General features: G+C 33.4%; 26 protein-coding genes. 6 read left to right on the top strand and 20 right to left on the bottom strand.

Annotation, left to right across the window (positions count from 1 at the left end; translation table 11 throughout):
* Positions 1–37 precede the first annotated feature (37 nt).
* From M0D21_RS14240 to M0D21_RS14225, 4 genes are read right to left on the bottom strand one after another with little or no spacing between them, the layout of a single operon-like run.
* Positions 38–994, bottom strand: coding sequence for an AAA family ATPase (locus M0D21_RS14240; RefSeq protein WP_248330666.1), 957 nt, complete (start codon positions 992–994; stop codon positions 38–40).
* A gap of 1 nt (position 995) precedes the next feature.
* A complete protein-coding gene (locus M0D21_RS14235) occupies positions 996–2,486 on the bottom strand; it encodes a peptidylprolyl isomerase (RefSeq protein ID WP_248330664.1) in 1,491 nt (496 codons plus the stop codon).
* Positions 2,449–3,294 (bottom strand): peptidylprolyl isomerase, encoded by an 846-nt coding sequence (locus M0D21_RS14230; RefSeq protein ID WP_248330662.1) that lies wholly within the window; start codon positions 3,292–3,294, stop codon positions 2,449–2,451. The genes M0D21_RS14235 and M0D21_RS14230 overlap by 38 nt, the downstream gene beginning before the upstream one ends.
* The gene (locus M0D21_RS14225) at positions 3,295–5,253 is read right to left on the bottom strand and encodes a peptidylprolyl isomerase (protein WP_248330660.1); all 1,959 of its coding nucleotides are present in this window, start codon (positions 5,251–5,253) and stop codon (positions 3,295–3,297) included.
* A gap of 165 nt (positions 5,254–5,418) precedes the next feature.
* Between M0D21_RS14225 and M0D21_RS14220 the strand changes: the two genes are divergently transcribed.
* The 3 genes from M0D21_RS14220 (at position 5,419) to M0D21_RS14210 (ending at position 6,744) form a co-directional block, all read left to right on the top strand.
* Positions 5,419–5,874: an SRPBCC family protein gene (locus tag M0D21_RS14220; RefSeq protein WP_248330658.1), complete on the top strand. Its 456-nt coding sequence runs from the start codon at positions 5,419–5,421 to the stop codon at positions 5,872–5,874.
* A gap of 28 nt (positions 5,875–5,902) precedes the next feature.
* Positions 5,903–6,142: a hypothetical protein gene (locus tag M0D21_RS14215; RefSeq protein ID WP_248330656.1), complete on the top strand. Its 240-nt coding sequence runs from the start codon at positions 5,903–5,905 to the stop codon at positions 6,140–6,142.
* Positions 6,143–6,228: 86 nt separating this feature from the next.
* The gene (locus M0D21_RS14210) at positions 6,229–6,744 is read left to right on the top strand and encodes an OmpH family outer membrane protein (RefSeq protein ID WP_248330654.1); all 516 of its coding nucleotides are present in this window, start codon (positions 6,229–6,231) and stop codon (positions 6,742–6,744) included.
* 71 nt (positions 6,745–6,815) lie between these two features.
* Here M0D21_RS14210 and guaB read toward each other — a convergent pair whose 3' ends face one another.
* Complete coding sequence (guaB, locus tag M0D21_RS14205) at positions 6,816–8,291, bottom strand: IMP dehydrogenase (RefSeq protein ID WP_248330652.1); 1,476 nt, start codon at positions 8,289–8,291, stop codon at positions 6,816–6,818.
* A 283-nt stretch (positions 8,292–8,574) separates the two neighbouring features.
* Here guaB and M0D21_RS14200 point away from each other — a divergent pair, with 283 nt between their 5' ends.
* From M0D21_RS14200 to M0D21_RS14190, 3 genes are all read left to right on the top strand, one after another.
* On the top strand, positions 8,575–9,372 hold the full coding sequence (locus M0D21_RS14200; protein WP_248330650.1) for a phosphatase PAP2 family protein: 798 nt from the start codon (positions 8,575–8,577) through the stop codon (positions 9,370–9,372).
* A 213-nt stretch (positions 9,373–9,585) separates the two neighbouring features.
* Complete coding sequence (locus tag M0D21_RS14195) at positions 9,586–9,921, top strand: hypothetical protein (RefSeq protein WP_248330648.1); 336 nt, start codon at positions 9,586–9,588, stop codon at positions 9,919–9,921.
* Between the two features lie 267 nt (positions 9,922–10,188).
* Complete coding sequence (locus M0D21_RS14190) at positions 10,189–11,268, top strand: acyloxyacyl hydrolase (protein ID WP_248330647.1); 1,080 nt, start codon at positions 10,189–10,191, stop codon at positions 11,266–11,268.
* A gap of 459 nt (positions 11,269–11,727) precedes the next feature.
* On the opposite strand, the gene M0D21_RS14185 is transcribed toward M0D21_RS14190, so the two are convergent.
* The 15 genes from M0D21_RS14185 to M0D21_RS14115 form a co-directional block, all read right to left on the bottom strand.
* Positions 11,728–12,189, bottom strand: a complete 462-nt coding sequence (locus M0D21_RS14185) for a hypothetical protein (protein WP_248330646.1) — start codon at positions 12,187–12,189, stop codon at positions 11,728–11,730.
* A 236-nt stretch (positions 12,190–12,425) separates the two neighbouring features.
* On the bottom strand, positions 12,426–13,703 hold the full coding sequence (locus M0D21_RS14180) for an RNA polymerase sigma factor (protein WP_248330645.1): 1,278 nt from the start codon (positions 13,701–13,703) through the stop codon (positions 12,426–12,428).
* A gap of 11 nt (positions 13,704–13,714) precedes the next feature.
* Positions 13,715–14,056: a YciI family protein gene (locus tag M0D21_RS14175; protein WP_248330644.1), complete on the bottom strand. Its 342-nt coding sequence runs from the start codon at positions 14,054–14,056 to the stop codon at positions 13,715–13,717.
* 58 nt (positions 14,057–14,114) lie between these two features.
* Positions 14,115–14,462, bottom strand: coding sequence for a YciI family protein (locus M0D21_RS14170; protein WP_248330643.1), 348 nt, complete (start codon positions 14,460–14,462; stop codon positions 14,115–14,117).
* Between the two features lie 293 nt (positions 14,463–14,755).
* Positions 14,756–15,130 (bottom strand): lipocalin-like domain-containing protein, encoded by a 375-nt coding sequence (locus M0D21_RS14165; protein ID WP_248330642.1) that lies wholly within the window; start codon positions 15,128–15,130, stop codon positions 14,756–14,758.
* A gap of 299 nt (positions 15,131–15,429) precedes the next feature.
* Positions 15,430–15,912 carry a DUF1203 domain-containing protein gene (locus M0D21_RS14160; protein ID WP_248330641.1) on the bottom strand — a complete coding sequence of 161 codons (483 nt, stop codon included), beginning with the start codon at positions 15,910–15,912 and terminating at the stop codon, positions 15,430–15,432.
* A 66-nt stretch (positions 15,913–15,978) separates the two neighbouring features.
* Positions 15,979–16,824 carry a bifunctional helix-turn-helix domain-containing protein/methylated-DNA--[protein]-cysteine S-methyltransferase gene (locus tag M0D21_RS14155; RefSeq protein WP_248330640.1) on the bottom strand — a complete coding sequence of 282 codons (846 nt, stop codon included), beginning with the start codon at positions 16,822–16,824 and terminating at the stop codon, positions 15,979–15,981.
* A 70-nt stretch (positions 16,825–16,894) separates the two neighbouring features.
* On the bottom strand, positions 16,895–18,142 hold the full coding sequence (locus M0D21_RS14150; protein WP_394802468.1) for a DUF3570 domain-containing protein: 1,248 nt from the start codon (positions 18,140–18,142) through the stop codon (positions 16,895–16,897).
* Between the two features lie 54 nt (positions 18,143–18,196).
* Positions 18,197–18,412, bottom strand: a complete 216-nt coding sequence (locus M0D21_RS14145) for a DUF4266 domain-containing protein (RefSeq protein WP_248330639.1) — start codon at positions 18,410–18,412, stop codon at positions 18,197–18,199.
* Positions 18,413–18,438: 26 nt separating this feature from the next.
* Positions 18,439–19,419: an FAD:protein FMN transferase gene (locus M0D21_RS14140; protein ID WP_248330638.1), complete on the bottom strand. Its 981-nt coding sequence runs from the start codon at positions 19,417–19,419 to the stop codon at positions 18,439–18,441.
* A gap of 87 nt (positions 19,420–19,506) precedes the next feature.
* Positions 19,507–19,947 carry a thioredoxin family protein gene (locus M0D21_RS14135; RefSeq protein WP_248330637.1) on the bottom strand — a complete coding sequence of 147 codons (441 nt, stop codon included), beginning with the start codon at positions 19,945–19,947 and terminating at the stop codon, positions 19,507–19,509.
* A 398-nt stretch (positions 19,948–20,345) separates the two neighbouring features.
* Positions 20,346–20,849: a ferritin gene (locus M0D21_RS14130; RefSeq protein ID WP_248330636.1), complete on the bottom strand. Its 504-nt coding sequence runs from the start codon at positions 20,847–20,849 to the stop codon at positions 20,346–20,348.
* A 114-nt stretch (positions 20,850–20,963) separates the two neighbouring features.
* Positions 20,964–21,476, bottom strand: coding sequence for a PAS domain-containing protein (locus M0D21_RS14125; protein WP_248330634.1), 513 nt, complete (start codon positions 21,474–21,476; stop codon positions 20,964–20,966).
* A 98-nt stretch (positions 21,477–21,574) separates the two neighbouring features.
* The gene (locus tag M0D21_RS14120) at positions 21,575–24,043 is read right to left on the bottom strand and encodes a TonB-dependent receptor domain-containing protein (protein WP_248330632.1); all 2,469 of its coding nucleotides are present in this window, start codon (positions 24,041–24,043) and stop codon (positions 21,575–21,577) included.
* Positions 24,024–25,304: an HTTM domain-containing protein gene (locus M0D21_RS14115; RefSeq protein WP_394802467.1), complete on the bottom strand. Its 1,281-nt coding sequence runs from the start codon at positions 25,302–25,304 to the stop codon at positions 24,024–24,026. The genes M0D21_RS14120 and M0D21_RS14115 overlap by 20 nt, the downstream gene beginning before the upstream one ends.
* Between the last annotated feature and the right edge of the window lie 16 nt (positions 25,305–25,320).

Genomic DNA, 25,320 nt, shown 5'->3' with positions numbered 1-25,320 from the left:
ATTAGGAAACATTTAAGAAAGAGTAACATCAAAAATTCTAGAACAAACTTTTGATCACATCTTCTACGCTTACACCCTCGGCCTCGGCTTTGTAGTTTTTTATAATACGGTGTCTTAAAATCCCCATTGCAACAGCTTGCACATCTTCTATGTCTGGAGAGAATTTTCCTCTTACTGCAGCATTTGCTTTGGCAGCAAGAATCAAATTTTGCGAAGCACGAGGACCAGCTCCCCAATCGATGTAATTTTTCACCAATTCGGTAGCCTTATCGGAATTAGGTCTAGTTTTTCCAACCATTCCAACGGCATATTCTATAACATTGTCGGCTACAGGTATGCGCCGAATTAAATGTTGAAAATCTATTATTTCCTGAGCCGTAAATAGAGGATTAATCGTTTTGTTGGAATCTCCTGTGGTACTTTTTACAACCTCAACCTCTTCTTCAAAACTAGGATATTTTAATTCTATCGCAAACATGAATCTATCCAACTGAGCCTCTGGTAAAGGGTATGTTCCTTCTTGCTCTATCGGGTTTTGAGTAGCAAGCACAAAATAAGGAAGATCCAAGTTGTAATGGTGACCAGCAACAGTAACGGCTCTTTCTTGCATAGCTTCTAATAAAGCGGACTGCGTCTTGGGAGGTGTACGATTTATCTCATCAGCCAAAATGATATTAGAAAATACTGGCCCTTTAATAAACTTAAAATGACGAGTTTCATCCAGAATTTCACTACCTAGAATATCACTGGGCATAAGATCGGGAGTAAATTGTATACGTTTAAAATCAAGACCTAGAGCCTTCGAAATGGTGTTTACCATAAGTGTTTTTGCCAAACCAGGCACACCAATAAGCAATGCATGTCCTCCAGAAAAAACAGAAATAAGTATTTGATCTATTACCTTTTCCTGCCCAATAATGACTTTGGAGATTTCTTTTTTGAGCTCAGCATGTTTTTTAACCAGTTTTTCGATAGCTGCTACGTCGTCTGACATATTATTTTTCTTTTTTTAACCAGTTACCGCTATATGCACAGTCTCTGTATTCACCATTGATTTTTACGTAAGTATCTAATATTTTTTCATTTTGCCATTTTCTAATTGCATCAATTTGTTTTTTTCTTAATGCAAGCTCCTGTATTTTAAGATAATCTTTGGAATAATCTGCGATATGTTCATCATATCGGTTTAGCACAGTTATCAACTTATACTTTTTTCTTCCTTGACGGTCTTGATCAGGAATGACTAAAGAAACTTCATTTGTTTTTAATTTAGATACTTGATCATACAATATAGGGTCAATTTTGGTAAGTTCAAAATGGGTATCACCAGTTGTTGGGTTAATTAACTGACCTCCATCTTCTTTGGTTTCTTTCTCGTCACTAAATTTTCTAGCAGCCTCTTTAAATTCGATACTTCCTGAAACAATACTCCCTCGTATAGAATCAATTTGTGTTTTTGCTTTTTCTACACTAGCTCTTGTAACTTCTGGTATCAGTAAGATATGGCGAACATCAATTTCTTCACCCCTAATTTTATCTACCTTTACGATATGCCATCCAAAATCTGTTTGAAAAGGTTCACTTACTTCTCCTTCTTGCAAACTAAAAGCCACATCTTTAAATTCCTTAGCAAAATTAGTTTGGCGATCTAAGGTATATTTTCCTCCAGTTGATTTAGATCCTGGATCTTGAGAATACAAAACAGCTTTGGTAGCAAAGCTACTTCCTCTCTCAACAATATCCTCTCTAAACTGATTTAATCTATCAACTACTTTTTGTTCTTCTTCCTCAGGTATTTCTGGCTCTATAACAATCTGTGCCAACTCTACCTCAGTTCCAAATTGAGGTCTTTCACCTTCAGGAATATCGTCAAAAAACTCTCTTACTTCTTCAGGAGTGATTTCTATATTCTCAATAATTTTTGTTCTCATCCTTTCAGATAATCTATTCGATTTATTGATTTCGAAGAGCTCCTTTTTAAAATCGGTGAGATTGTCTTTTTTATACAGCTTTAATACTTTCTCTACAGTTCCCAACTCATTGGTCATATATGCCAATTGTTGATCTACCATAGAATTTATCTCAGCATCTCTTACGACTATACTATCAACCACAGCATGGTGGGCATACAACTTATTTTCAAACAAGCTTCCTGCCAACTCACAACGACTCACATCGCCACTCGAGACTCCCTCATTGATTAACTGCTGATATGCTATATCAATATCACTATCTAAAATAACACTCTCGCCAATTACTGCCGCTACACCATCAATTTTCGTTCTTTTAAAAGGTTCTTTCACCACTGGCTCCTGAACTTTCAAAGAATCATTAGCAGCCGCAAGAGTATCGCTTTTGATAATTGAATCGGTTTCTTCTGGTATTATTTCTTGAGCACTAAGTTGCCCGAGGCATGCAGAGAAAAGTACTCCACAAAATATAGATGTTTTAGTTATAGACTTCAAATTGTTTATTCTCGACTGCATCTTTTGTAATATCTTTTTCTATTTTTTTTATCAGCTCCAGCTTCCGCTTATTCAAAATTATTTGCCTTATCGTAGGTTTAATATACGTTAAAGGCGCTTTTTCATTTGGTTTCAAGACATTTTTAACTTTTACCATATACACACCGGTCGAATCTCTTAATTGCGTGTATTTGCCTTTTCTTAAAAATCGACTTTTATCTTGTTTTTTAAGAATTGGGATTTTATTGACAACTTCATCTAACCTAAACCAAGTAGAATCGTCTAAAGAAAAAGCATTATACTCGACTTTCTTTGCTGCTAATTCTTCGGCATCTTCTTCATTAAAACGATTTAATTGTCTCTGCGTTGCAACAATATCACCATAATCAGGTGGCAAATGTAAGTAACGTAATTGTACTAACTCCTCATTAAGATTAAAATTTTCCAAATTTTTATCATAATACGCTTCTAAATCCTCATCGGTGATATTGAGATCAATAGATTTACTGATAACCGCGTTTTTATATGCATTAATATAAAGTGTACTTCTATATTTTGCCACTAAATCGTCAAACTCTTTAAGTTCTTTTTCGGTAAGATTTCTCTTAGCCTGGTCTATAAACAATTGACGAGTTGCCCAATTATTGATATAATTATTAACAATATTGGTACTATCTTCTTTTGATGCATTTTTAGGAACAAGTTCTAAAATATCCTCCTTATAAAGATAAGTTTCGTTTACTCTTGCAATTGGTTCTTTTTTGGTTGTTCTTACATCCTGACAAGAAGCCATTGTCAAAATCATTAGTATGAATGCGAGATACTTCATTTATATAGACAAATCCTTTTTAACTTTTTTCAGCACCTTCTTATTTACCTCAACAGGATATTTTGTTTTGAGTTGAGATATCCAATTATCTTCCATACTGGTCTGAAAATCGTTAATTACCTCCCCTTTTATTTCATCAAATGCTTTTACTCTTGCTGGCAAAATCTCTTCAACCTTTATTAAGGTAACAAAATTATCTTCAGTGACGATGGTTACATCACCTTCTTTAGAAGAAAAACCATTGGGGAGTTTATTCCCTCCAGCTATTAATTCTTCTTCGGTAAAGAGTACTCTTATTGCATCCCCTTTATTTACATTTTCCTTGATCTCCTTAATTCCTTTTCCTTGTTCAAACAACTTTTGTACTTCTTTGATTGCAGCATCTGAAGAAGACGAAGCTTTAATGACTTTATAGGTTTCTTCTTGTGTGTATTTCTCTTTTTTTCTTGACTCGTAAAATTCAAGTAGTCCTGTTGAATCTAATTTTGAAGCGTTCCATATTTTTGATTCCATAAGATCAAAAAGTAATAACCCCTCTCTGTATTCTTTAATAACTCTAGCGTAGTCCTCGTTATCCTCTTCTAAGTGATTTTCATAATATTTTAGAAGTGTCTTAGATTCGAACTGCTTATATGTTTGATTTACAAACACAGAAGCGTTGACTGTACTTCCAACACGAAGTAGTCTATTATATAAATACTCTGCAAAATCCTTATAGATATATTTTTCTTTTTTGATACTAAAAAGCTCCTTGTTCTTATAATTGTCTTCTAAATCACTCCAATTCTCTTCAGAAATTGAGTCTGGGACTTTTGCTATAAAATATGCAATAGCCTCTTCATTTTCCTTAAGAGCATATTTCTCTTTAAGCTTGTTCATAAAAGACTCTGTTACCAACTTAGATCTATTATCCCTTTTCACTCTATTTGTAAGCGCATTCTTTTGCTCTTCAAACGTTTGTAACGGATGTTTTTCAATAAGTTTTATAATATGCCAGCCATATTTTGTTTCTATCGGATCCGAAAGTTGTCCCTCTTTTTTTAGTCCAAACGCCGCATCCTCAAATTTTTCAGAATTCAAAGCTCCTTGCCCAAATCTCCTTATCCTACCGCCATCTACCGCAGTACTGGGATCATCGCTATATTGTTTTGCCAAAGAAGAGAAAGATGCTCCCAGATTGAGTTGTTGTTTTATTTCTAGAATTCTTTCTTTAGCATCTTCTTTAGATCTATTTTCTTTTACCGCTATCATAATATGGGCTACGGTTACTTCTCCTAACCTTTGCTCTCTTTCCTGTACTTTAATAATATGATATCCAAATTGAGTTTTGAAAGGTTGCGAAACCTCTCCAACTTTGGTGTTATAGGCAGCATTTTCGAATGGATATACCATTCTAAATACAGAAAACCATCCCAAATTGCCTCCATTTTGCGCTACCGAAGGATCTTGACTATACAATTTGGCCACATCTTCAAATTTTTCTCCACCCATTATTTTTTCTCGAGCTTCAACAATTTTCTCGTAGGCCGCAATAGTATCCTTTGGAGAACTATTGGGTCTCAACATCACCAAAATATGACTTGCATTCACTCGCTTTAGTGATCTTTCATAAGCCTCTTTTAACAAGGCTTCTGATGCCTGAGTATCGGTAAGATAACCGGAAACCAACTGTTTTTTATAACCTTTCAATTCTTGCAGGTAAGAATCTTTCTTATCTAAACCTAAAAACTTTGCTTCTTTTAATTTTAGTTTATAGTTGATAAATAAGTTTAAATACTCATCTATGTCTTTCTGAGAATTGTCTTGAACAAGATCTATATTCTTTAAATAAACCGTTTTAAATTCTGAAGTATATACTGGGGTATCATCAATAGTTAATAACACTTCGTTTGTATGTTGTGCATTGATAAACCCGAATAAAATAAGCCCTAAAAAAAATAAAAATGACTTTTTGCGCATAATTTTTATGATAAAGTCCGTAAACTGAACAAAAATAATAATATTAAGATGTTTTACAAGTTACTTTCCTAACGAAGGTATTTCTGAAATTAGTATTCCCTTTTAATTTTTTTCTGATCTATGTATATTGTAAGCACCTAACAAACTAATAAACGAAAACACATTATGGAGTATACCCTAGAGATAGAAATTGCTCTGCCCCGAAATGAAGTCATCGCCAAATTCGACAATGAAAAAAACATGAAACATTGGCAAAAAGGGCTAATAAGCATAGAACATTTAAGCGGTGAAAAAGGAAAAACCGGCGCCACTTCGAAGCTCGTTTACAAAATGGGTAAGCGGGAAATAGAAATGATTGAGACCATAACCTTATTAGACTTACCCGAAGCTTTTCATCTTACTTTTGACGCCAAAAACGTATACAATATTCAAGAGAACTATTTTGAAGAAGAACCTAATGGAAATACCAAATGGATATCTAAAAATGAGTTTAAATTTAGTGGTTTTATGAAAGTTATAGGCTTTCTCATGTCCAGTGCTTTCAAAAAACAATCCTATGTTTACATGCAAGATTTTAAGAGCTTTGTCGAAAATGGAAAAAGTGTACTCGATTCTAATTAATTTAATATATAACGCACAAATAAAGAAATTGGAAAAAAAATTAAAATTAATATGGGATTTTAGAGGTCCTACCGCAAGTAAAACTGCGCAACATCATGAGATTCATTTAAAGGAATATATAAATATCGAAGGGCTATCTTTACAAATCACCGGATATACTGAACTAACAGAAATGCACAGTATAGCATTTTTGGTAGTAACAGAATCTGAAATGAAAAAAGTTAGAGATGCTCTAAAACCTCATCGCGGACAGATATATCAAGAATAAATCTTCAAAAAAAATGGTATTGGTACAGATATTGCCTTAGACCTTATATATTTGCAGAAATTTTAAAAATCAGAAAACAAAACAAGATGAAAAAATTTATCCTATCGATAATAGTATTAGCAGTAAGTTTTCAACTAAGTGCACAATCGAAAACAGGAACAATAGATAGTGAATTTATACTTTCAAAAATGCCCGAATTAACCAAGGTCAAAACTGACTTAGAAGCTTACAACAAAAAGCTAGAGGAGCAATTAAAAGTAAAAGTTGATGACTATCAGGCTAAAGTCAAAGATTACCAAGATAATGTGACTTCCTTTACTGAACCAATGAAAAAAACAAAGCAGGAAGAAATTATCAACCTGGAGAATGAAATAGCAAAATTTCGCCAGAATGGTTCGCAATTAGTACAAATAGAGCAAAACAAATTATTGCAACCGCTATATCAAAAAATAGGTAAAGCTTTAGAAGAAGTAGCAAAAGCAGAATCTTACACTCAAGTATTTACCATTACCACAAGTGGTTTAGCTTATGTAGATCCTAATTTTGATCTTACTAAAAAAGTAATGACTAAACTAGGTATAAAAATCGAAGAAGGTAAGTAAGATTCTAAAACCATAAAAAATAGCGCTTCAATATTTTGAAGCGCTATTTTTTTATAAATTTTTATGACTAATTATCTTCTACTATAATTAGGTGCTTCCTTGGTAATAGTAACATCGTGTGGATGACTTTCATGAATTCCACTTGCTGTTATTTTTACAAAGCGTCCATTTTTCTGAAGTGTAGCAATATCTTTTGCTCCACAATATCCCATTCCAGCTCTTAGTCCTCCAACAAATTGGTGAATACTTTCTATTAAGTCTCCTTTATATGCTACTCTACCTACAATACCTTCTGGAACTAGTTTTTTGATATCATCCTCAACATCTTGAAAATAGCGATCTTTTGATCCTTTCTTCATTGCTTCTACAGACCCCATTCCTCTGTAGGTTTTATATTTTCTTCCCTCATAGATTACTGTTTCTCCTGGAGACTCTTTGGTACCAGCTAATAAGGAACCTAACATCACTGTATCTGCACCAGCAGCAATAGCCTTTGGAATATCGCCGGTATATCTTATTCCTCCATCTGCGATTACAGGAACACCAGATCCTTTAATAGCATTTGCAACTTCTAATACAGCAGAAAATTGAGGAAACCCAACTCCTGCTACCACACGAGTTGTACAAATAGAACCAGGGCCTATGCCTACCTTAACAGCATCTGCACCTGCTTCTACCAAATATTTTGCTGCTTCTCCCGTAGCAATATTTCCTACTACTATATCTAACCCTGGAAATCTAGCCTTTACCTCTTTTAACACTGTTACCACACCTTTGGTATGACCATGGGCCGTATCGATAACAACGGCATCTACCCCTGATTCTACCAAAGCAGCAGCTCTATCAACCGCATCACCAGTAACACCAATAGCAGCGGCCACTCTTAAACGACCTAATTTATCTTTATTTGCCATTGGCTTCAATGTCAATTTGGTAATATCTCTAAAAGTGATTAACCCTACCAGTGTATTATCTTTATTTACCACTGGTAATTTTTCTATCTTATTGTTTTGAAGAATAACCTCTGCTTCCTGTAAAGATGTACCTTCACCTACAGTAACCAAATTCTCACTTGTCATTACCTCAGAGATCGGGCGTTCATCATTTTTTTCAAATCGTAAATCTCTATTCGTAACAATACCTATAAGTTTATGTTGTTCATCTACTATAGGAATTCCTCCAATACTATGCTCTCGCATGCTATTCTTGGCATCAATTACCTTTGCATCTCTCGGTAAAGTCACTGGGTCGATAATCATTCCACTTTCGGCACGTTTAACCTTACGAACTTTAATAGCCTGCTCCTCAATAGTCATATTCTTGTGTAGCACTCCAATACCACCTTCCTGAGCCATAGCAATTGCCATACGACTTTCGGTTACGGTATCCATTGCTGCGGAAACAATAGGAACGTTAAGCGTTATATTTTTAGTAAATTTTGCCTGAATACTTACCTCTCTTGGGAGCACTTCTGAAAATGCTGGGACTAGAAGAACATCGTCATAAGTAAGACCTTCTCCAATAATTTTGGAATCGTGTGCTGTCATTGCAATTAAAATTTAATTGCGTGCAAATATACGCCTTTTTTAAAGAATACTGAATTATATAACTTTATTTTAATCTTAAAAAAAATATTATAAAACACTTCATGAGTACGAAATCATAAGTCAGTCTTGAATTTGCTAAAGCAGTTAAAAAACATCGTTAAAAAGCCATTTACATCGATTAAATACATTTTTAACATTAAAAAGTTAATTTTTTAACATTTTTTTGATTCAAAATACTTTATCTTGGACACATGTTTCCCTTATTTGCCCCAAAATAAAACCTATGAAAACTACCCTATGCTTAATCCTACTATGCTTATCGTTATCGATAGGTCGTGCTCAATATACAGAGCTCCCACAAACTCAAAAAAAGTCTATCAATTTTAAAAGTTCTCAATTTAAAGATCGCGAATTTAAACCTAGGAAAAACTTTTTTAAAGAAAGAATAATTCCTGTAGCCCTAATTACAACCGGAATTTTATTATCAAACAGCGATTTTGAAAAATCTTTACAGAATGATATAAGGAGTTCTGTTGGGAAAAATTTCTACACCAAAGTAGATGATTTCACCAGATACGCTCCTGTTGTTCAAATGTATGCTGCTGATATTTTGGGCGCTCAATCAAAAAACCATTGGTTTGATCAAACCAAAAACCTAGTTTTAGCTTCTATAATAAGTAATGGAACATCTACTATATTAAAAAAGGAAATCTATAAAAAAAGACCTGGAGATGAAGATATTTATTCTACTCATGCAAATTCATTTCCATCAGGTCACACCACAACTGCTTTTACTACTGCCACCGTATTATTCGAAGAATTCAAAGACTCGAATACCCTTTTAGCCTATAGCGGATATGCGTTTGCCATTGCTACAGGTGGATTAAGAATGATGAATAATGCACATTATCTATCAGATGTGTTAGTAGGAGCTGGTATCGGTATATTAGCAACTAAACTTGTATATCATTTTGACTATTTGTTAGATTGGAATCCCTTTAAAAAAATGAAAGGTGTAGCTTTTGCTCCACAATTTGGAGAGAACTTTGGTTTGGGCTTTTATGTTTCTAAAACATTTTGACCCTCTCTTCATATACCAATAATAACCTAGAAATTAAAACTAAATAATACATACTCCCATAGAATCATCTGGGGAAATACCCCTATCCAAAAATCGGTGTTTTACCTCTACCCGGGCATATATCTAAAAATTAACTTTGGAACGAATATTGATTGATAATTATTTAATTAATTAAAAGGGGGAATTAAATAACAGTTAAAAACCAAATTCTACATGGTTATTACAAAGAAAATACAGGGATACAACCTTGTAATTATAAGCAATTATGCAATTGGTGGGGGGCACCAAAAAGGGTATGTTCATTTATTCGGAGAAAATTCTAAATACTTAGGGTATTTTGGAATTATCAAAAATGGAAAATCGTTACCGAGAAATAAACAGCATCCCGATGGGACGCTTTGTATTCATATTCACGAATCTGAATTAGAAGCTATTATCACAACATTTAAAACACAAAGTCCTATATTCATAACATTTGACACCAGTACAAAATGGGGATCTCTGGTGATAGGCAAATATGCAACAAGTACTAATGAACTTGCTGCATAACAACAATCAAAAGACCTGAAAACAAGTAAACGTACAACTCTCAATTAGTTCATGGGCCAGCCAAGCAGAGGGAAACAAATTACAAATTGTAACATGTAATTGGACATATTTGGCAATAGTGGAAGTGAACTAAGTACCAGTATTCTTTTCAGGTCTTTTGGCTATTTACTTATTCTTTCTCAGTTCTTTTTAACTGTAGATAAATTTAGGATCAAAAATTCTTTTCTTACCATAATACATAATTAAATTCAGTATCTTATACTGGAAATGTCTATATGTAGAACTATACGATTTTTGGTTTTATTTGGGGTTTTGGTTGTCCAAGCCCAAGATAAACATCGGTTTTACGGTATTAAATCCCACTATGGTTTCATCATTGCTCATACTCCAGACTTAAAACCAATTTCCCAAACCAATCCTTTTGGGTTTCAAATTGAGACCAGCACATTAAAAACAAGTGACAAAGCCTGGAAAACATGCTTTTGCTATGGAAGAACAGGGTTTTCTTTTGCATATTTTAATTATTCAAACCCGAGTGTTTTGGGTAGTTCTTATAATCTAAATTATTTTGTGGAGCCCTATTTCACCTACAAAGGTCCGTTAAAACTTTCTTTACGAGGATCTATTGGTGTCTCCTACTTAGACACCGTTTTTGATGCTGAAACAAATCCCGAAAATGTGCTTTTTAGTACAAACCTCAGTTTTTACCTAGCACTTTCTTTAGGATTAAATTATCACTTGAATGATAAGTATGCCGTTAACCTATTTGCGAACTATAGTCATATTTCGAACGGAGGGCAAAAACAACCCAATAAGGGAATGAATTTCCCAACTATTTCTATAGGCATAGATAGAGCATTGGGGAATCTAAATTTAGAACCCAAACCAGATCATATTAAACAATATAACAAATCTTGGAGCTATTATTTTAATTCTTTTGCCAGTCTTAGATCTGCCGATAGAGAAGCCGAATCCACCAATCACCCTTTAATAGGGATATCTGGTGGTGCTTTGAAGCCTTTATCTAGAATTAACGGATTTAATGTAGGCAGTGAACTTTGGTACGATTGGTCTGACCGAAAACGGGCACAAATTGAAACTCTAGACGAATCTGCTTTTTACTCAGCCATAACCGCCGGGCATCACTTCTCTGTAGGAAATTTTTATTTCTTACAGCAATTCGGGTTATATGTTACAAGACCCAAAACTTTACAAAGTAAACCATTATACCAAAGGTATTCTCTTTGGTATCGTATTGCCAATAAATGGACTATTGGAGCTTCACTAATTGCATATGGTAGAGTAGCCGATCATATGGACGGAAGACTCATATATATCATCCAATGATTAAAAAAAGAACGGAGTAAGCAAAACTTAACTCCGTTCTTCATATGGTTTACGTTTCGTTATTAAATTACAATTATAACGAGTTGCTAATATAACTTTTTAATATAAAAATTATACTAAAAACTAATTCTTGATTTTAGAAAGAGGTCGGATAAGACGAAATAAAATACTGATTATCAATTATTTAAAATTTTGGCACGAGGATTGATTTATAGTATACAAGAAACAAAACAACAATTTTAAATTTAATGCTTATGAGAACTATATACTTTAAATTCGGATTACATCTTAAACCATTTATTAACTTTTTAAAAACGCTACCAGCATCATCAAGTTATGCGATTCATAGATAATATAGATGTACTAACAGGAAATTGAAACGGTTACATATCAAGGATATGTAACCGTTTACTTTATATAAAAAAGCAGATTTCCAAAATCAACATACTAGGAAGAGCATTATTCCTCTAATGGCTTTCCATATTTACAAGCCTTTAAAAGCCCTTTGGAATATCCCACCTTTGCAGCAAGATCCAAAATCATAAAGACTTTATCCTTTATAAGAATAGAAACATAATCTCTCTGCCAATGAATAGTGAGGTCTTTCTTCTTTAAATTCATTATAAACCCGAATGAACTAATATAATCGCGTGGTAATAAAGAAGCATCTGCATCTAACTCGGAAGAATCGGCGTTATAAGATTTAGGATAGATTACTGTACAAAGGAAGCTAATAAAATCTATTCCTGCATTATCAGGCTCAAGCACATAAACTAAAACATTATATTCATCTTCTTCTATCATTAGAGTTCTTCCAGATACTGAATCTGAAGATGAAAGAAATATTTTATCCGTTCTTTTTGTCCGATTTTCTTTAGCTTTTAGTAATCCATTTATCATTGCCAACAACAGAGTTTTCATTCTGGGTAATCACTTTAGGTAAAGTAAGTTGGTAGCTGAATATATCTATTAGCTAGTAGTACTCTTAACTTTCAAATTAAAAGGGGATATAATTCCTAACTTACAAACCTTATTTTTTTGTCAAACTGTATTCAAGTGCTAACATAAGTATTTATTACCTCAAATCTATACGGTTTTCCTCACATATTGTAGGGGTTTTTACCCCTATTTTCATGAAATAGAACTTCTATGAGAATTTATAGACAAATTTGATCTATTTTGGATTGTAAAAACCTTTTTTCATGTTTAGATTGAGTAAGTTTTATCGCTTTTTGAAAACAAATTATTGCAGTATCTAATTTCTCGATTTGCATATAAATTTCCCCAATAATTGAATGATACAGGTAATACTTTTGTAATTGCTTATCATCTTTAATTTCCTCAATGGCTTGTAAAGCTTTTTTTGGTCCCTCTAACTTTAAAACGACTAAACAACGATTCAAAACAATAATGGGATCATGATTGATTTTTAGTAACAAATTGTAATATTCCAATATTTTACCCCAATTGGTGCCCTCATATTGTTTAGCTTTACAATGCTCATAGGCGATTGCGGCTTCTAGATGATATGAAGTTAGTCTATCTCCAAAGGAAGATTTGTTCAGGTTTATCCTACCAGAGTGTATTAATGCAAGATTCCATTGAGATCGATCTTGTCTATCTAATAGTATTAAATCTCCTGTTTTAGAAATACGACTTTCAATTCTAGCTGCATGAAAACACATTAGGGCCATCAACGCGTAAACTTCGGGCAACTCTGTTTTTTTTGTTGATAATAGGGATTTACAAAGAAATATAGCTTGAGATATTAAATCTTTACGTATTAAATCATCATCATGAGTAGAATTATACCCTTCATTAAACATCAGGTAAATCGTGCTCAAAACTGTATGAATTCTCTCTTCTATCTTATTCGAATCTGGAATAACTGGACGTATTTTGTTTTTACGAAAATATTCTTTGGTTCTATATAAACGTTTAGAAATAGTATCTTCACTAGTAAGGAAAGACTTGGCAACTTCTTTTGTACTAAATCCGCATAAGGATTTTAGAATAAAGGTTATTTGATTTTCCTGAGATATTTTAGGATGACAACAAGCGAACATCATACCTAAAAAGTCATCTTTTATATTATCTTCTTTCCAAAACTTATCCATTGTAGCAGAAAGAGTATAACTAGAAGTTAAAAGCTGTTTTTCTGGATCTGAGAAATCGATAAGTTTACTATATTTATTACGTCTTATAACATCTATGGCTCGGTTGCGCGCGGTTTTGTACAACCAAGCTTTGGGGTTATCGGGTATACCTCTATACTTCCAGGTTTCTAATGCCTTTATCAAAGCATCTTGTACTACGTCTTCGGCTAACTCAATATTTTCGGTTCCAAATATCTTAATTAATACGGCAACCATTTTTCCTGACTCTTGTCTGAAAATATGATTTACCGTATTATTTATGTGTCTGTTTTCTTCCAAAAATACAGGTATTACATAGGGCTAATCTCTCTTATTTCTATGCTACAATCATATATGGTACTAGGACAATCTTTAGCTATCTCTGCAGCTTCACTTAAAGATGTCGCTTTCACCAACAAATACCCTCCAACCAATTCTTTTCCTTCTGCCAAAGGACGATCTATAGTTTTTTTTCCAAAATCTATAAGTGTTTTTCCTTCATTCATTAAAGGTTGCCCTCCAACCAATTTACCATTTTTAGCTAAAGTATTCATCCATTGTTGCCAATCTTCCATATGATCTTGCATTTCTTGAGGGGAATTATTCATATAAAGCTCTTGTCCTCCCCGAATTATGTATAAAAATTCTTTCATGTTTTATTTATTTAAATTCAACTTCAAATCATTAAAAATGTAACCTATTGATACATTTCTAATCTTCGGGCCATATTTCACGAACCTCAACAACCACAACATCCCATTCAAAACCTGGGCAGCCTTTGGCCATTTCGGTAGCTTCTTTAAGAGAATCTGCTTTTACTCTTAAATATCCTCCAACTAGTTCTTTTCCTTCTGTAAGAGGCCTATCGATTACACTTTTACCTCTATCAGTAACACTACTTCCTTCCGATTTTAAACGCTCTCCTCCTACAAATTTATCCTGTTCTGCAATTTTACCAATCCACTCTTGCCATTTTTGCATGTGTTCTTGTTGTTCTTCTGGAGACTTTGTATCCCATACTTCGTCTCCTCCCTTAAAGAGAAACATAAATTCTTTCATGTTGTTTATTTTTAATTAGATTATTTTTTACACATGCATGACGAACATGTTTTCCATATTTGGACAGCACTGTGAAAAAATATTAATTTTTTATGAAATAAATATTCTATCGATACCGCTATACACCCAGAAAAAAAGAAGACAAACAGTTTTTGCTAAATCAAACACACCTTAAATATTATAGATGTATTAGCCCATTTTTGTTATTTTACGTTAGGATTTCGTTTCAAAGCACCAATAAAGTAGATGGATGCTTGCAGATGTTTTTATATGAAGTAAATCCAGAAAATATATTAGCCTTTAAATCTAGTATATGGCAGCTTCATATCATCCATCACTAAAGTAAGAGCGTCCTCTTTGAGCACAAAATCAAGGCACATTTCTGTTCCTCCATTTTCTAAGGTTGCTTTTAGACAGAGTTTATCATCTTTAACAGACCAAAAACGTTCTAAGGGCTCCCCGATAGATTTTTCAACAACAGTACCATCAGACTTAAGTTCTATATATGTTTCCTCATCTCCATCCATAATCCACTTACCCACTAATTTTTTGGGATTATCTTGATGAAAAGCTAGACTAAAATTAGAAGTGATTTTGGTTGTACCCTCAATCCCGTATACCGAACAAAATGAAAACAACAGAGCAGTAAATATTAATTTCGAGTACATAAGCGATGGTATTTAAAACAAATCTAAATTAACACTTTTTATGATATTTCCCTATTCTAAAGGCTGTAAATATTTAGTAATTACCTCTTACAAACATGAAAACAGCTTTTTCAAAATCTTTGTAACATCTTAGATCTACAATGGACAAAAAAATATTTCAATTTTTTCACTTTATGGGTAGGGTATTCCTCTTTTAATGCGTTTTTATTATAAACACCCATAACTTATCTATAACGTAAATGGCGAAAAGGGGATACATTTTACTGTATCTCCTTTTTCAATATAGAATGGCTACTCTACTAATTAACTCTTTCAATCTTGCATATAAAACAACACGCTTCAGAATTTCTAGCATGTAAATATGCTACCATAGGATTTTCTTCAAAGATTTCAGAAATTAATTGATCTACATCCCGTTCTCCTACCAACTCAGTAATCATCATTTTTTGATCATTACTATACCCTATAAGTGATAAAGGAAAGTTTTTCTTATCTGCTTTTATTTCTTTAGGAAATCTATGAATATCCTGGTATGGTCTAACTTCTTTTTTATGAATAAAAACAGGCCCTGGTTGATTAAACGAATTATTGATATCGAAAGGACTATGACTTAATAACAGTCGAATATCTTTACCGGGCACAAACGGTTGCAGAGAAACTCTACAAGGTCCATATCCTGTAGCAACCTCTTCTATTACTTCATTGTTGAAATTATCTCTTTTGGTATTTCTGATTTTTGATGCAAACTTTTCTGTTATTGGTACTATCTTAAACGTATTCATCTTTACAGTTTTAAATATTTACACAAAGATGCATTCGACATATGGGTTATACCACCCAAAACTTGCTCAACCAACTTTATTGTTGCAAGCCTCCCAACCAATCATGGCGGTTTTACGTACTTCTCCCCAATGATATTGCCCAAAATCACCATTAGATTTTATTACTCGATGACAAGGAATCAAAAAGGCTACGGGATTATTCCCAACGGCAGTTCCAACCGCTCTTAACGCTTTGGGATTATGAATATGTTCTGCAATAGTGCTATAAGTAGTTAAAGCTCCCTTTGGAATTTTTAATAAAGCATTCCATACTTTTAACTGAAAATCTGTACCTCGAAGATGTAATTTAATTTCATCAAGGTTTTTCCAATCTTTTGTAAAAATCTGTAATGCACTTTGTTGAACCTTATCAACCAACTGAATGAATTCTGCTTTTGGAAATTGACCTTGTAAATTTAAAAATGCCTCTGCTTCGATTTTTACAAATGCCATATGACAAATTCCCTTTTTTGTTGATGCTACAATTACTTTCCCGAAAGGAGTCTCGGCAAAACTATAATTGATACATAGACTTTTGCCTTCATTTTTATACTCACCGGGGGTCATTCCTTCTATTTTAACAAATAAATCATGGAGTCTCCCTGTTCCTGATAGACCTGTTTCATAGGCAGCATCAAACAAAGTAGTTTCTTGATTCTTAAGAATTTCCTTTGCATATTCAACGCTGGTATATTGTAAAAACTTTTTAGGACTTACTCCTGCCCAATTCGTAAACAATCGTTGAAAATGAAATGAACTTATATGAACCTTTTCTGCTACCTCTTCGAGTGCAGGCTGATCTTTAAAATTTTCTTTGATATAAGTAATCGCTTCGGCAATACGATTGTAATTAACTTCTTCTTGCGATGTCATCTTTATATTACTTTAAAAACAATATAAATGTATAGGTAAGTCTCATCTTGTAAAACCCAAAACTTGCTTACTATTGCATAACAAAACTTAAACCTCCAGAAAACAAACTTGCACTTAGTCCAGAATTACGTTCATACTGGCGAAATCTGAGGTCTATACTTTTTAAACCAAATTTCCAAAGATTCATTTTTGTAAAGATATCGGTATAACTAACTCCAAAGCCATATTGATTCGCATTAAAATCTGACAAATCAAAGTCTGAAGTATAAAACTCCTCTGTAGATAAATGCTCATTAAAAGGTTCAAAATAATCGGCTGCAGTTTGCATATAGAAACGGTAACTAGGGTATATTGTAAACTTATCAGATATTTTAATTGGTATTTCTACACTGGCTGTATGCGAATTTATACCCCAATCATCAACATACCATCTGTAAAAGGTACGTATCGCAAGTATTTCATTCACATAATAATGTAACCTACCTCCAATCGCGATTTTTGACCGTGAATCTGGCAAACGCTCAACATCATCACCTAGTGTAAATTCTTGCACAACCACATCGGCAATATCAGAAAATAGTACTCGTTGAAAAGGTGTTGATAATAGTCCTTCTTGTTGAATGATATCTACCGCTATTGATCCTTGCATTTTTTTTGATAAAATTTGAGAAAACCCTAACCCTAAAGAATATGAATTTCTAGTTTCATCGGTAAAAGGTGTAAACGCCGGATTATCTCTTAATTCTGAAGGATAAATAGCATTCCAGTTATCTAAAAAAACATTTCCTTTGATACTAACTTCGGTGTTTTTCTCATTGAAAAGCATCGTATAACTTCCTCCAAAACCTATAGAGAAATAATCATACTCGTTAGCCACAGATGCATTTGCAGACCATATCTTGTTACGATCATCACTACTATGGCTGTAGGTTCCGGTAATTGTGGTTAAGATGTCATCTCCTGAAGCTCCCGAGGATTCTACAAATGGATTTGCCAATCCATTTCCATCAAAAGGATTAACATTGCTAGAAGAGGCCGAGGTATATGCGGATACACTGGCGTCTATGGTTAATACATCATCATCATTTAATGGAATAGAAACTACAATTGTTGGTGTGATATCATTGAGTTCTTCTGTTCCTAATCCTCCTGTAACGGCTGCATTATCTCCGTCCTGAGTATAGTAACTCATAAGATAGTCTACTTCGGTAGCTTCTAGAACCCTTTTTTTATAAGGCTCGGTTTCTTTTTGATTATCACCCTGAGCAGAAATCAAAACAGTTGAGAAAAGCGTAATAAGAAGGAAAAATAGTTTCAATAGATAAAATTTTATAGGTTTATATTTAGCCGTAGCAATTGATATCGATTTGTATTAGTTACAACCGCAACCTCCTCCGGTTCTTCCTCCGTTACCCCCTGCAGCCGATTCTCTGTATGCTTGAAAATTAGTTTCAAATCGGTCACATTTTTTTGAGGCCAACTCCATATCAGGATCATTAATTTGTACTTTTTCATACTCCTTCACTACTACACAAGAGCTAAGTAAAGAAAACAATACTACAGCAGATAAAACCAATTTATATTTCATGACAATATTCTTTTCTATTCAAAAGATTAGTTTTCTATTTTTATATTTTCCGAGGTAAACACATCTCCATTTTCATCTATAATAATACATTCAATACCTTGCAATTGATTTACCCTATCGACCCCAACTTCTTTTCCCATAACAAATAACGATGTAGCCAACGCATCGGCTAATTCTGCTTTAGGAGCAAAAACAGTAGCACTTACAATACCTTGAGCAGGGTATCCTGTTCTGGGATCAATAATATGCGAGTATCTTTTCCCGTTAAAAGTTACATATTTTTCGTAATTGCCAGAAGTAACTACAGCTTTATTTACCACAGGTAATAATGCGAATGCATTTTCTTTATTCAAAGGATTAGTAATGGCAACTTTCCAATCTGTTCCATCTGGCTGTTTGCCCCAAGTATTCATATCTCCAGAAGCATTTATAATTCCTGACTGAACTCCCTTGTTTATTAAAAGTTCTTTTGCCTGGTCTGCTGCATACCCTTTTCCTAATGCTCCAAAGCCTATTTTCATACCTTTATTTAATAAATATACTGTTGATTTTTCTTTATCGATAATAATATTTTGGAAACCAACTTTTGAAACCGATGCTTTAATCACATCTGCTTCGGGGATATTTTTCATACTTCCATCAAATTTCCATATTTTATCCATAGATGCATAACTAATATCAAATGCCCCATCGGTTAGTTTAGAAATACCTATAGCTCTTTGTATCAGGCTCAAAAGTTCAGGATCTACTTGCACAGGTTTAATTCCTGCACTTCTATTAATCATAGATGTTTGAGAAGAAGGATCCCAAGAGGAAATTAACCGTTCAATGCGTTGAATCTCAACTATGGCATCGTTAATAAAACCTTCTGCTACTACCTTTTCTTCTGCTACTACGGTAATATCGAACCGACTCCCCATTAACTTAAGTGTACGTTTATAAATAGACTGTGAGAAAGTTTGGTGACCAAATACAAAACAAATTAAAACCACAAAAGTCTTTTTCATTTGTACTATATTATAATTTAATGAAGATGAGGAGTTGTTTTTGCGCATCCCACAAGATATCTAATCAATATAAAGGTATTTACTATATTATTTTATCAAAGTGTTTAGCGATTCTATGTAGGCTGAGGGGGTAACTTTTTCATATCCTATCTCACCCAGTTTTTGTCCTGTTTTGTCCAACACTACAACCATAGGGAATCCTCCACTTCTATTATATTCCTCTGCCAAGCTAGCATTTTGTCGTTGTATATCTTGCGGTAACTGATTTTTTCTTTTCCTTGGAAAATCCGCTTTTAGAAGAACATAATGATCTTTTGCATAAGTTTTAAATTCTTCGGTGTGCAAGATTTGTCGTTCCAGTTTAATACAAGGTATACACCAATCTGATCCTGCAAAAACAAGAACTATAGGTCTATCGTTCTCTACAGCAATTTTTTTAGCTATTTCGAAGTCATTTAACCATTCCTGGGCACTTATCAATTGAAATCCCATTAGGATAAATAATAATGTAGGTATTATCTTTTTCATAGCGCTACTAAATATACTATAAATATTATGAATTATCCCATTACTTATTGCCCTGGTATATTATCCACATATTAAAACTAAACCATAAAAAACGGAGGTAAAAATACCTCCGTGCCAAAAATGGAACTGCTTCCATGATATGTTATGTTAGTTACTACTACAGTTTAGGACATCTTTTACAATTTGTTTTCCCCTTTTTCTTGTACTTCTTACAACATTTTTTCTTTTTTCCTCCACAAGCCACACTGCAATCGGCAACAACACAAGGAGAATACAATGATGGAATATCTGAACTATGCACTTTATTATTTTTAATAAATCTAAATAAAGCACAAAAATATAAAAAAAAGATTCTCATAAAAAGAATCTTCATTTTTTCTTTATTAACTTATTAACAACTATTTAGGCTCTTCCTCTATTTGAAAACCATTGATATCCCGATCAAACAAATAATGTCCAGATTTATCGTCTCCAATAATTTTCATTTTATCTAGTAATGTTCTGGCAACTGCCTCTTCTTCTAACTGTTCTGCAACATACCATTGCATAAAATTATGGACATTATAGTCTTTAAGCTGAAGGCATTGATAAATGATATTATTAATCTTTGAAGTGACAAACTCTTCACTTTCAAGAAAGGTTTCAAAAAGCTCCATTAATGATTTAAAATCATCTCTAGGTTTTTCTACAGCTGGAATTATTGCATGTCCGTTGCGTTCGTTAATAAACTTTACCAACTTTGTCATATGTACCCGCTCTTCTTCAGACTGTGTATAAAAAAAGTCTGCAACCCCATTATATCCATTAGTATCTGCCCAGCAAGCCATTGAAAGGTATTGTGCAGAAGCTTTCGCCTCATATTTTATTTGTTCGTTTAACAACGTTTCTATCTCTGCTATCATACTTGAAATTTTAATTACAACTAATGTAAGTAAATTATTAAGCATAATGTGCTATGAACTATAATTTATCAAAATCTATAGATCATAAAATGTTATAAAAACTTGAAGAATTACTTATGCTGCCTTTTCAAAAGCGATATAGTTTATTAATTTCCCTTTCTTATTGAGAATTGGGAATCCTTTGATAAGACAAACATAGGGTGTTTTATCTTTTCTGTAGTTTAAGATAGAGACTTCAAAAGGCGCTGCATTATCTACCGCTGCTCGCACGGTCTTTGTGGTTTCTGCACAGGTATCTGCTCCCTGAAACATTTTAGGAGAATTACCTATAACTTCTTCTGGAGAATACCCGTTGAGCTTTTCTATATTTTTAGAAGCATAAACAATTTTCAAATCTGTATTGGTAATTACAATTACTGACTCTTTATCTACAAGTTCTTCTATGTAATTCTTTTCAAAGTCCCAATTTTTAGTGATTTGATTCAGCGTTACTAAATCATCTTTGTATGCTTGTAAAGCAATATGATTTTCTCCATAGAACTCCCAAGACAATAAAGGCAAAACATAGTTAGACATCTTTGCATAATAGCTAGTCATTACCTCGTCGTATTCTTTAAAATCTCTCATAACTCATGGATTTTGACCAAATGTATAGAATTTAACTTGTATATATGATTGAACAAAAGTTAATTCTTTGGGTAAACAAAGGTTAAATTATTTACTAATTAGAACTTAAATTGAAGAGTTGTGTACCAAGATAAAGGTGCAGCTGGTATAATTCCAGGACCAGGATATCCAGTAGCTCTTTGCGTAAAATAGCTTTCATCTAAAAGATTATTAATCCCTGTTTCTAACTTAAATTTCTTGTATGTGTATGAAAATGATATATCAACTATAGAATATGCAGGAATCTTACCTAGAGTACCTTCTTCTCTACTCCCGGTAATACCTCTATCAGCATTGGTTACCTCTGTAAATTGTTCAGATAAATGCGTAAATTGAATGCTTCCTAAAAAGTTCTTGTACCCAAAACCAATTCCTGTTTTAAAGTTGACCAAAGGTATAAATTCGACCTTATTACCCTCTATGGGCTGTTCAGATTTGGTGTATTCTGAGTCTGTTATAGCCAGGTTGGTAAAAGCATTGAAAACGTAGTTGGTATTATCAGAGAGAAACGTATTCGCAATATTCCAATTCACATAACTCTCAATACCATATATAAACGCATCACCTATATTACCTCGAACTCTCTGTGCTCTATCATTAAATATCTCACCTATTCTATCTTGATACCACAATCCAAAAACACTAGCATCATAACTTAGTAGATTATTCAATTTTCCTCGAAGGCCTATATCTGCTGTAAAACCTTCTTCATCACTAATATCTGGTCGAATCACAAAGGTTGGATTTACTATTCGAATATCATTAAAAGTTACCGATCTATAGTTTTGAGATATATTGGCATATGCCTCAAGACTAGTATTAAATTTATAGCTAGATCCTAAACCCAGAAGCACAAATGACCTCTCTAACGTTTCGTCATCGGTCTCTAATGTATTACTAATTGGGTTCCCAGCATTATCAAAAATCACATTATTATAAGTACCATCGGCCTGAGTCTTAATGTATTCAAATCTTGCCCCTGGTGTTATCGACAGTTTATCGGTAATATTAAATATATGTTCACCAAAGACAGCAATATTTTGATTTGGGAAATCGAATGTAGACTGATTTGGATAATCTGGGAATGTTACATTTTGAAAATCAAAGTTCGCATCTGTTCCCAAACTACCTGGACCTTGTCTTGAGCTATTATCAGACTGGTAATATTTTGCACCTATCAAAAATACAGATTCTCTCCCGAGAAGATCGTATCTATGCAGTAGTCGTGTTTCTGCTCCCCAATTTCTAAAATTACCTACAATTAGGTCTCTAGGTGTCACAAAAACTCCGTTTACATCAGTTTCATCAGGTGCGGTAATCGGGTTAGAATTTAGATCTGTAGGTATTCCTCTAAAACCCAATGCTTTTCTTGAAGCATCTAATGCAAAAAGGTTAACACTGAAATCTGTTTTCTCTGAGAATTTATGTTCAAGTTTTAACGAAAATAATTTCCAATCTACCTCAAACCAGTTACGCGTGCGATTACTCACATCTGGATCCAATTCAAATTGGGTATCTGTTAAACCTCCAGGTTGCTGTGCCAAGTAATCTAAATAGGTAAACTCCCCGGTCAATTTTGTTTTATCTGAAATTTGATATCCTATGTTTGCATAAATATTTTTAGAATCAAATTCTGAGTTGGGTCTAAATCCATCTCCAGTTTTATAATTAAAATAGGTATAGTAACTCAATTTACCTACTGTACCACCTAAGCTATTAAAACTACTGAATGCATTAAACGCTCCAAAGGATTGTCTTGAAACTAATTCTATTTTTTTATTGGGATTTGGCTGTTTCATTTTAAAGTTGATTAGCCCCCCAAATTGCGTTCCATATTGTAAAGACGCTGCACCACGAACCACTTGAATTTCACTAAGAGCCTCGGCTGGCGGAGTATAATAACTTTCTGGGTATCCTAAAACATCTGCACTGATATCGTATCCGTTTTGTCTTGTATTAAAATTTGCAGTACGATTAGGGTCCAAACCTCTTCCTCCAATATTTAGTTGCAACCCACCAACACTGTTTTCATAAATATTTAACCCAACCACCTGAGAATAAATTTCTCTGGCATTGTTTGAAGCTAAGTTCCCTAATGCATTCTCCAATAGAACCACTTCACTTTTCTTACCGGCATATATAGCTGTTCCTTCGATTGGTTTTAATTGTTTTAGGCCGAAAATTTTTGCCCTTCTCTGAGTGATTAACACTTCTGAAAGCTTTTCGTCTAAAGGAGCAAGAGTAAATGAAATCGTAGTATCTTGTTCGACCTTAATTTGTTTTTCCAAGATTTCAAAATCATAGCTAAAAACAGTGATCACATAATCTCCCGGTTCTATATCATTAAACACAAAATTACCATCATTATCTGTTACCACTTGTGCCCCGGTATTCTGGTTATATACTTCTGCATTCTCTATGGCTTTATTAGCTTCATCTACAACCTTACCTGTTATTTTGTATTGTGAAAATGTGTAGCCGCTAATAAAAACTACTAAAAAAAATACTTTATAATCCCTTAATTTCATCTTTAAATGGAATAATCCATGTTTTATGTTTAAATGACTCTTTTTGTTTTGTTAAATCCACTTCCGGATCTATGTAGGGACTGCTCAACCTTCCATTGAGAGCCACATAACTTTCTACATATACCTCGATATTTTGATGTCCCTGACTTTCGAAATGCTCTTTAAGATAGTGGGCATATTGCAGTATAAAATCTGGTTGCGTTGCCATTTGCTTTTGTTGAAATGAGGTAAGAAAATCATCATTATCAACATAAAATCTCTTACCTGTTTTACCATCTACAATTTTAAAATTTGCATATCCTGCCTTCTCAATAAGCATTACCCTCCACGAAAATCTAAATCCTTCTTCTGTCCAAAACAATTCCCCTGGATAGAGTAAATATCGAAACGGCAAAAGTAATTGAATTACAAAAAAAATCGACACAAATAAGAGCAAAAGTTTGTGCCGGAATGTATTAAAAACCAGTGTTTTCTGTGAATCAAATTTTTCCTTACTTATTTTAAACCATTTTGAAATAAAATATAGTATTCCATGATGTAATTTAGCATCAAAAAATATCAAAGTACTAATGATCATGATATATGGAAACATACCTATTGGGAAGAGTACTCTGGTAAGCACATGAAATATCACCACAAAAATAAATGCCACTATTCTGGTTCTTCGATATAAGAGTAAAAAAGGTATGGTAAGATCATAAATAGCCCCAAAATAACTAAACACATAATGCATCCATTCTTGCTGCAGCAAATCACCTAGTAACGGGATACTGTATTTTGAAGGTAACCAAATCTTAAGAGGCATTGCTTTTACCAACCAATCTGAATTAAGTTTGGCAAGGCCCGCATAAAAATAAACAATCCCCAGTATTAATTTAATCGTATCGATTGTCCATTTTGGAATTTGCTGATAAGAAACTCCTTTTTGTTTGGCATCTAAAGAATAATACGCATTTGCTGGTAAGAATATGAGAAGAAAACTAAGAATACTAATAAAATAATAGTGATTCAGATAGGTAGTTTTATCCATCAATTCTATATAGGTAAAACTTAAAAAGAATGCGGTAATAGCTATTCTATACTTATAACCTAGTGCCACAAAAACAGAGGAGATTCCACAAATAGCAAAAACAAAATAGGTATATACTCCTAAGGGTTTAATAAAATCGAATCCAAAATAAGAAAAGAAAAAATTAGGTTGAATATATAATTTATCGATCCAGCCGTAGCTCCAAAAACGAATGATACTCACTAGCATCATTAACCCAAAAAAAATA

Origin of the sequence: Aquimarina acroporae, from assembly GCF_023195925.1 — a bacterium.
Taxonomy (GTDB): domain Bacteria; phylum Bacteroidota; class Bacteroidia; order Flavobacteriales; family Flavobacteriaceae; genus Aquimarina; species Aquimarina acroporae.
Note: the sequence above shows the minus strand (reverse complement) of the source record. Positions and strands in the feature narration are given on the sequence as shown.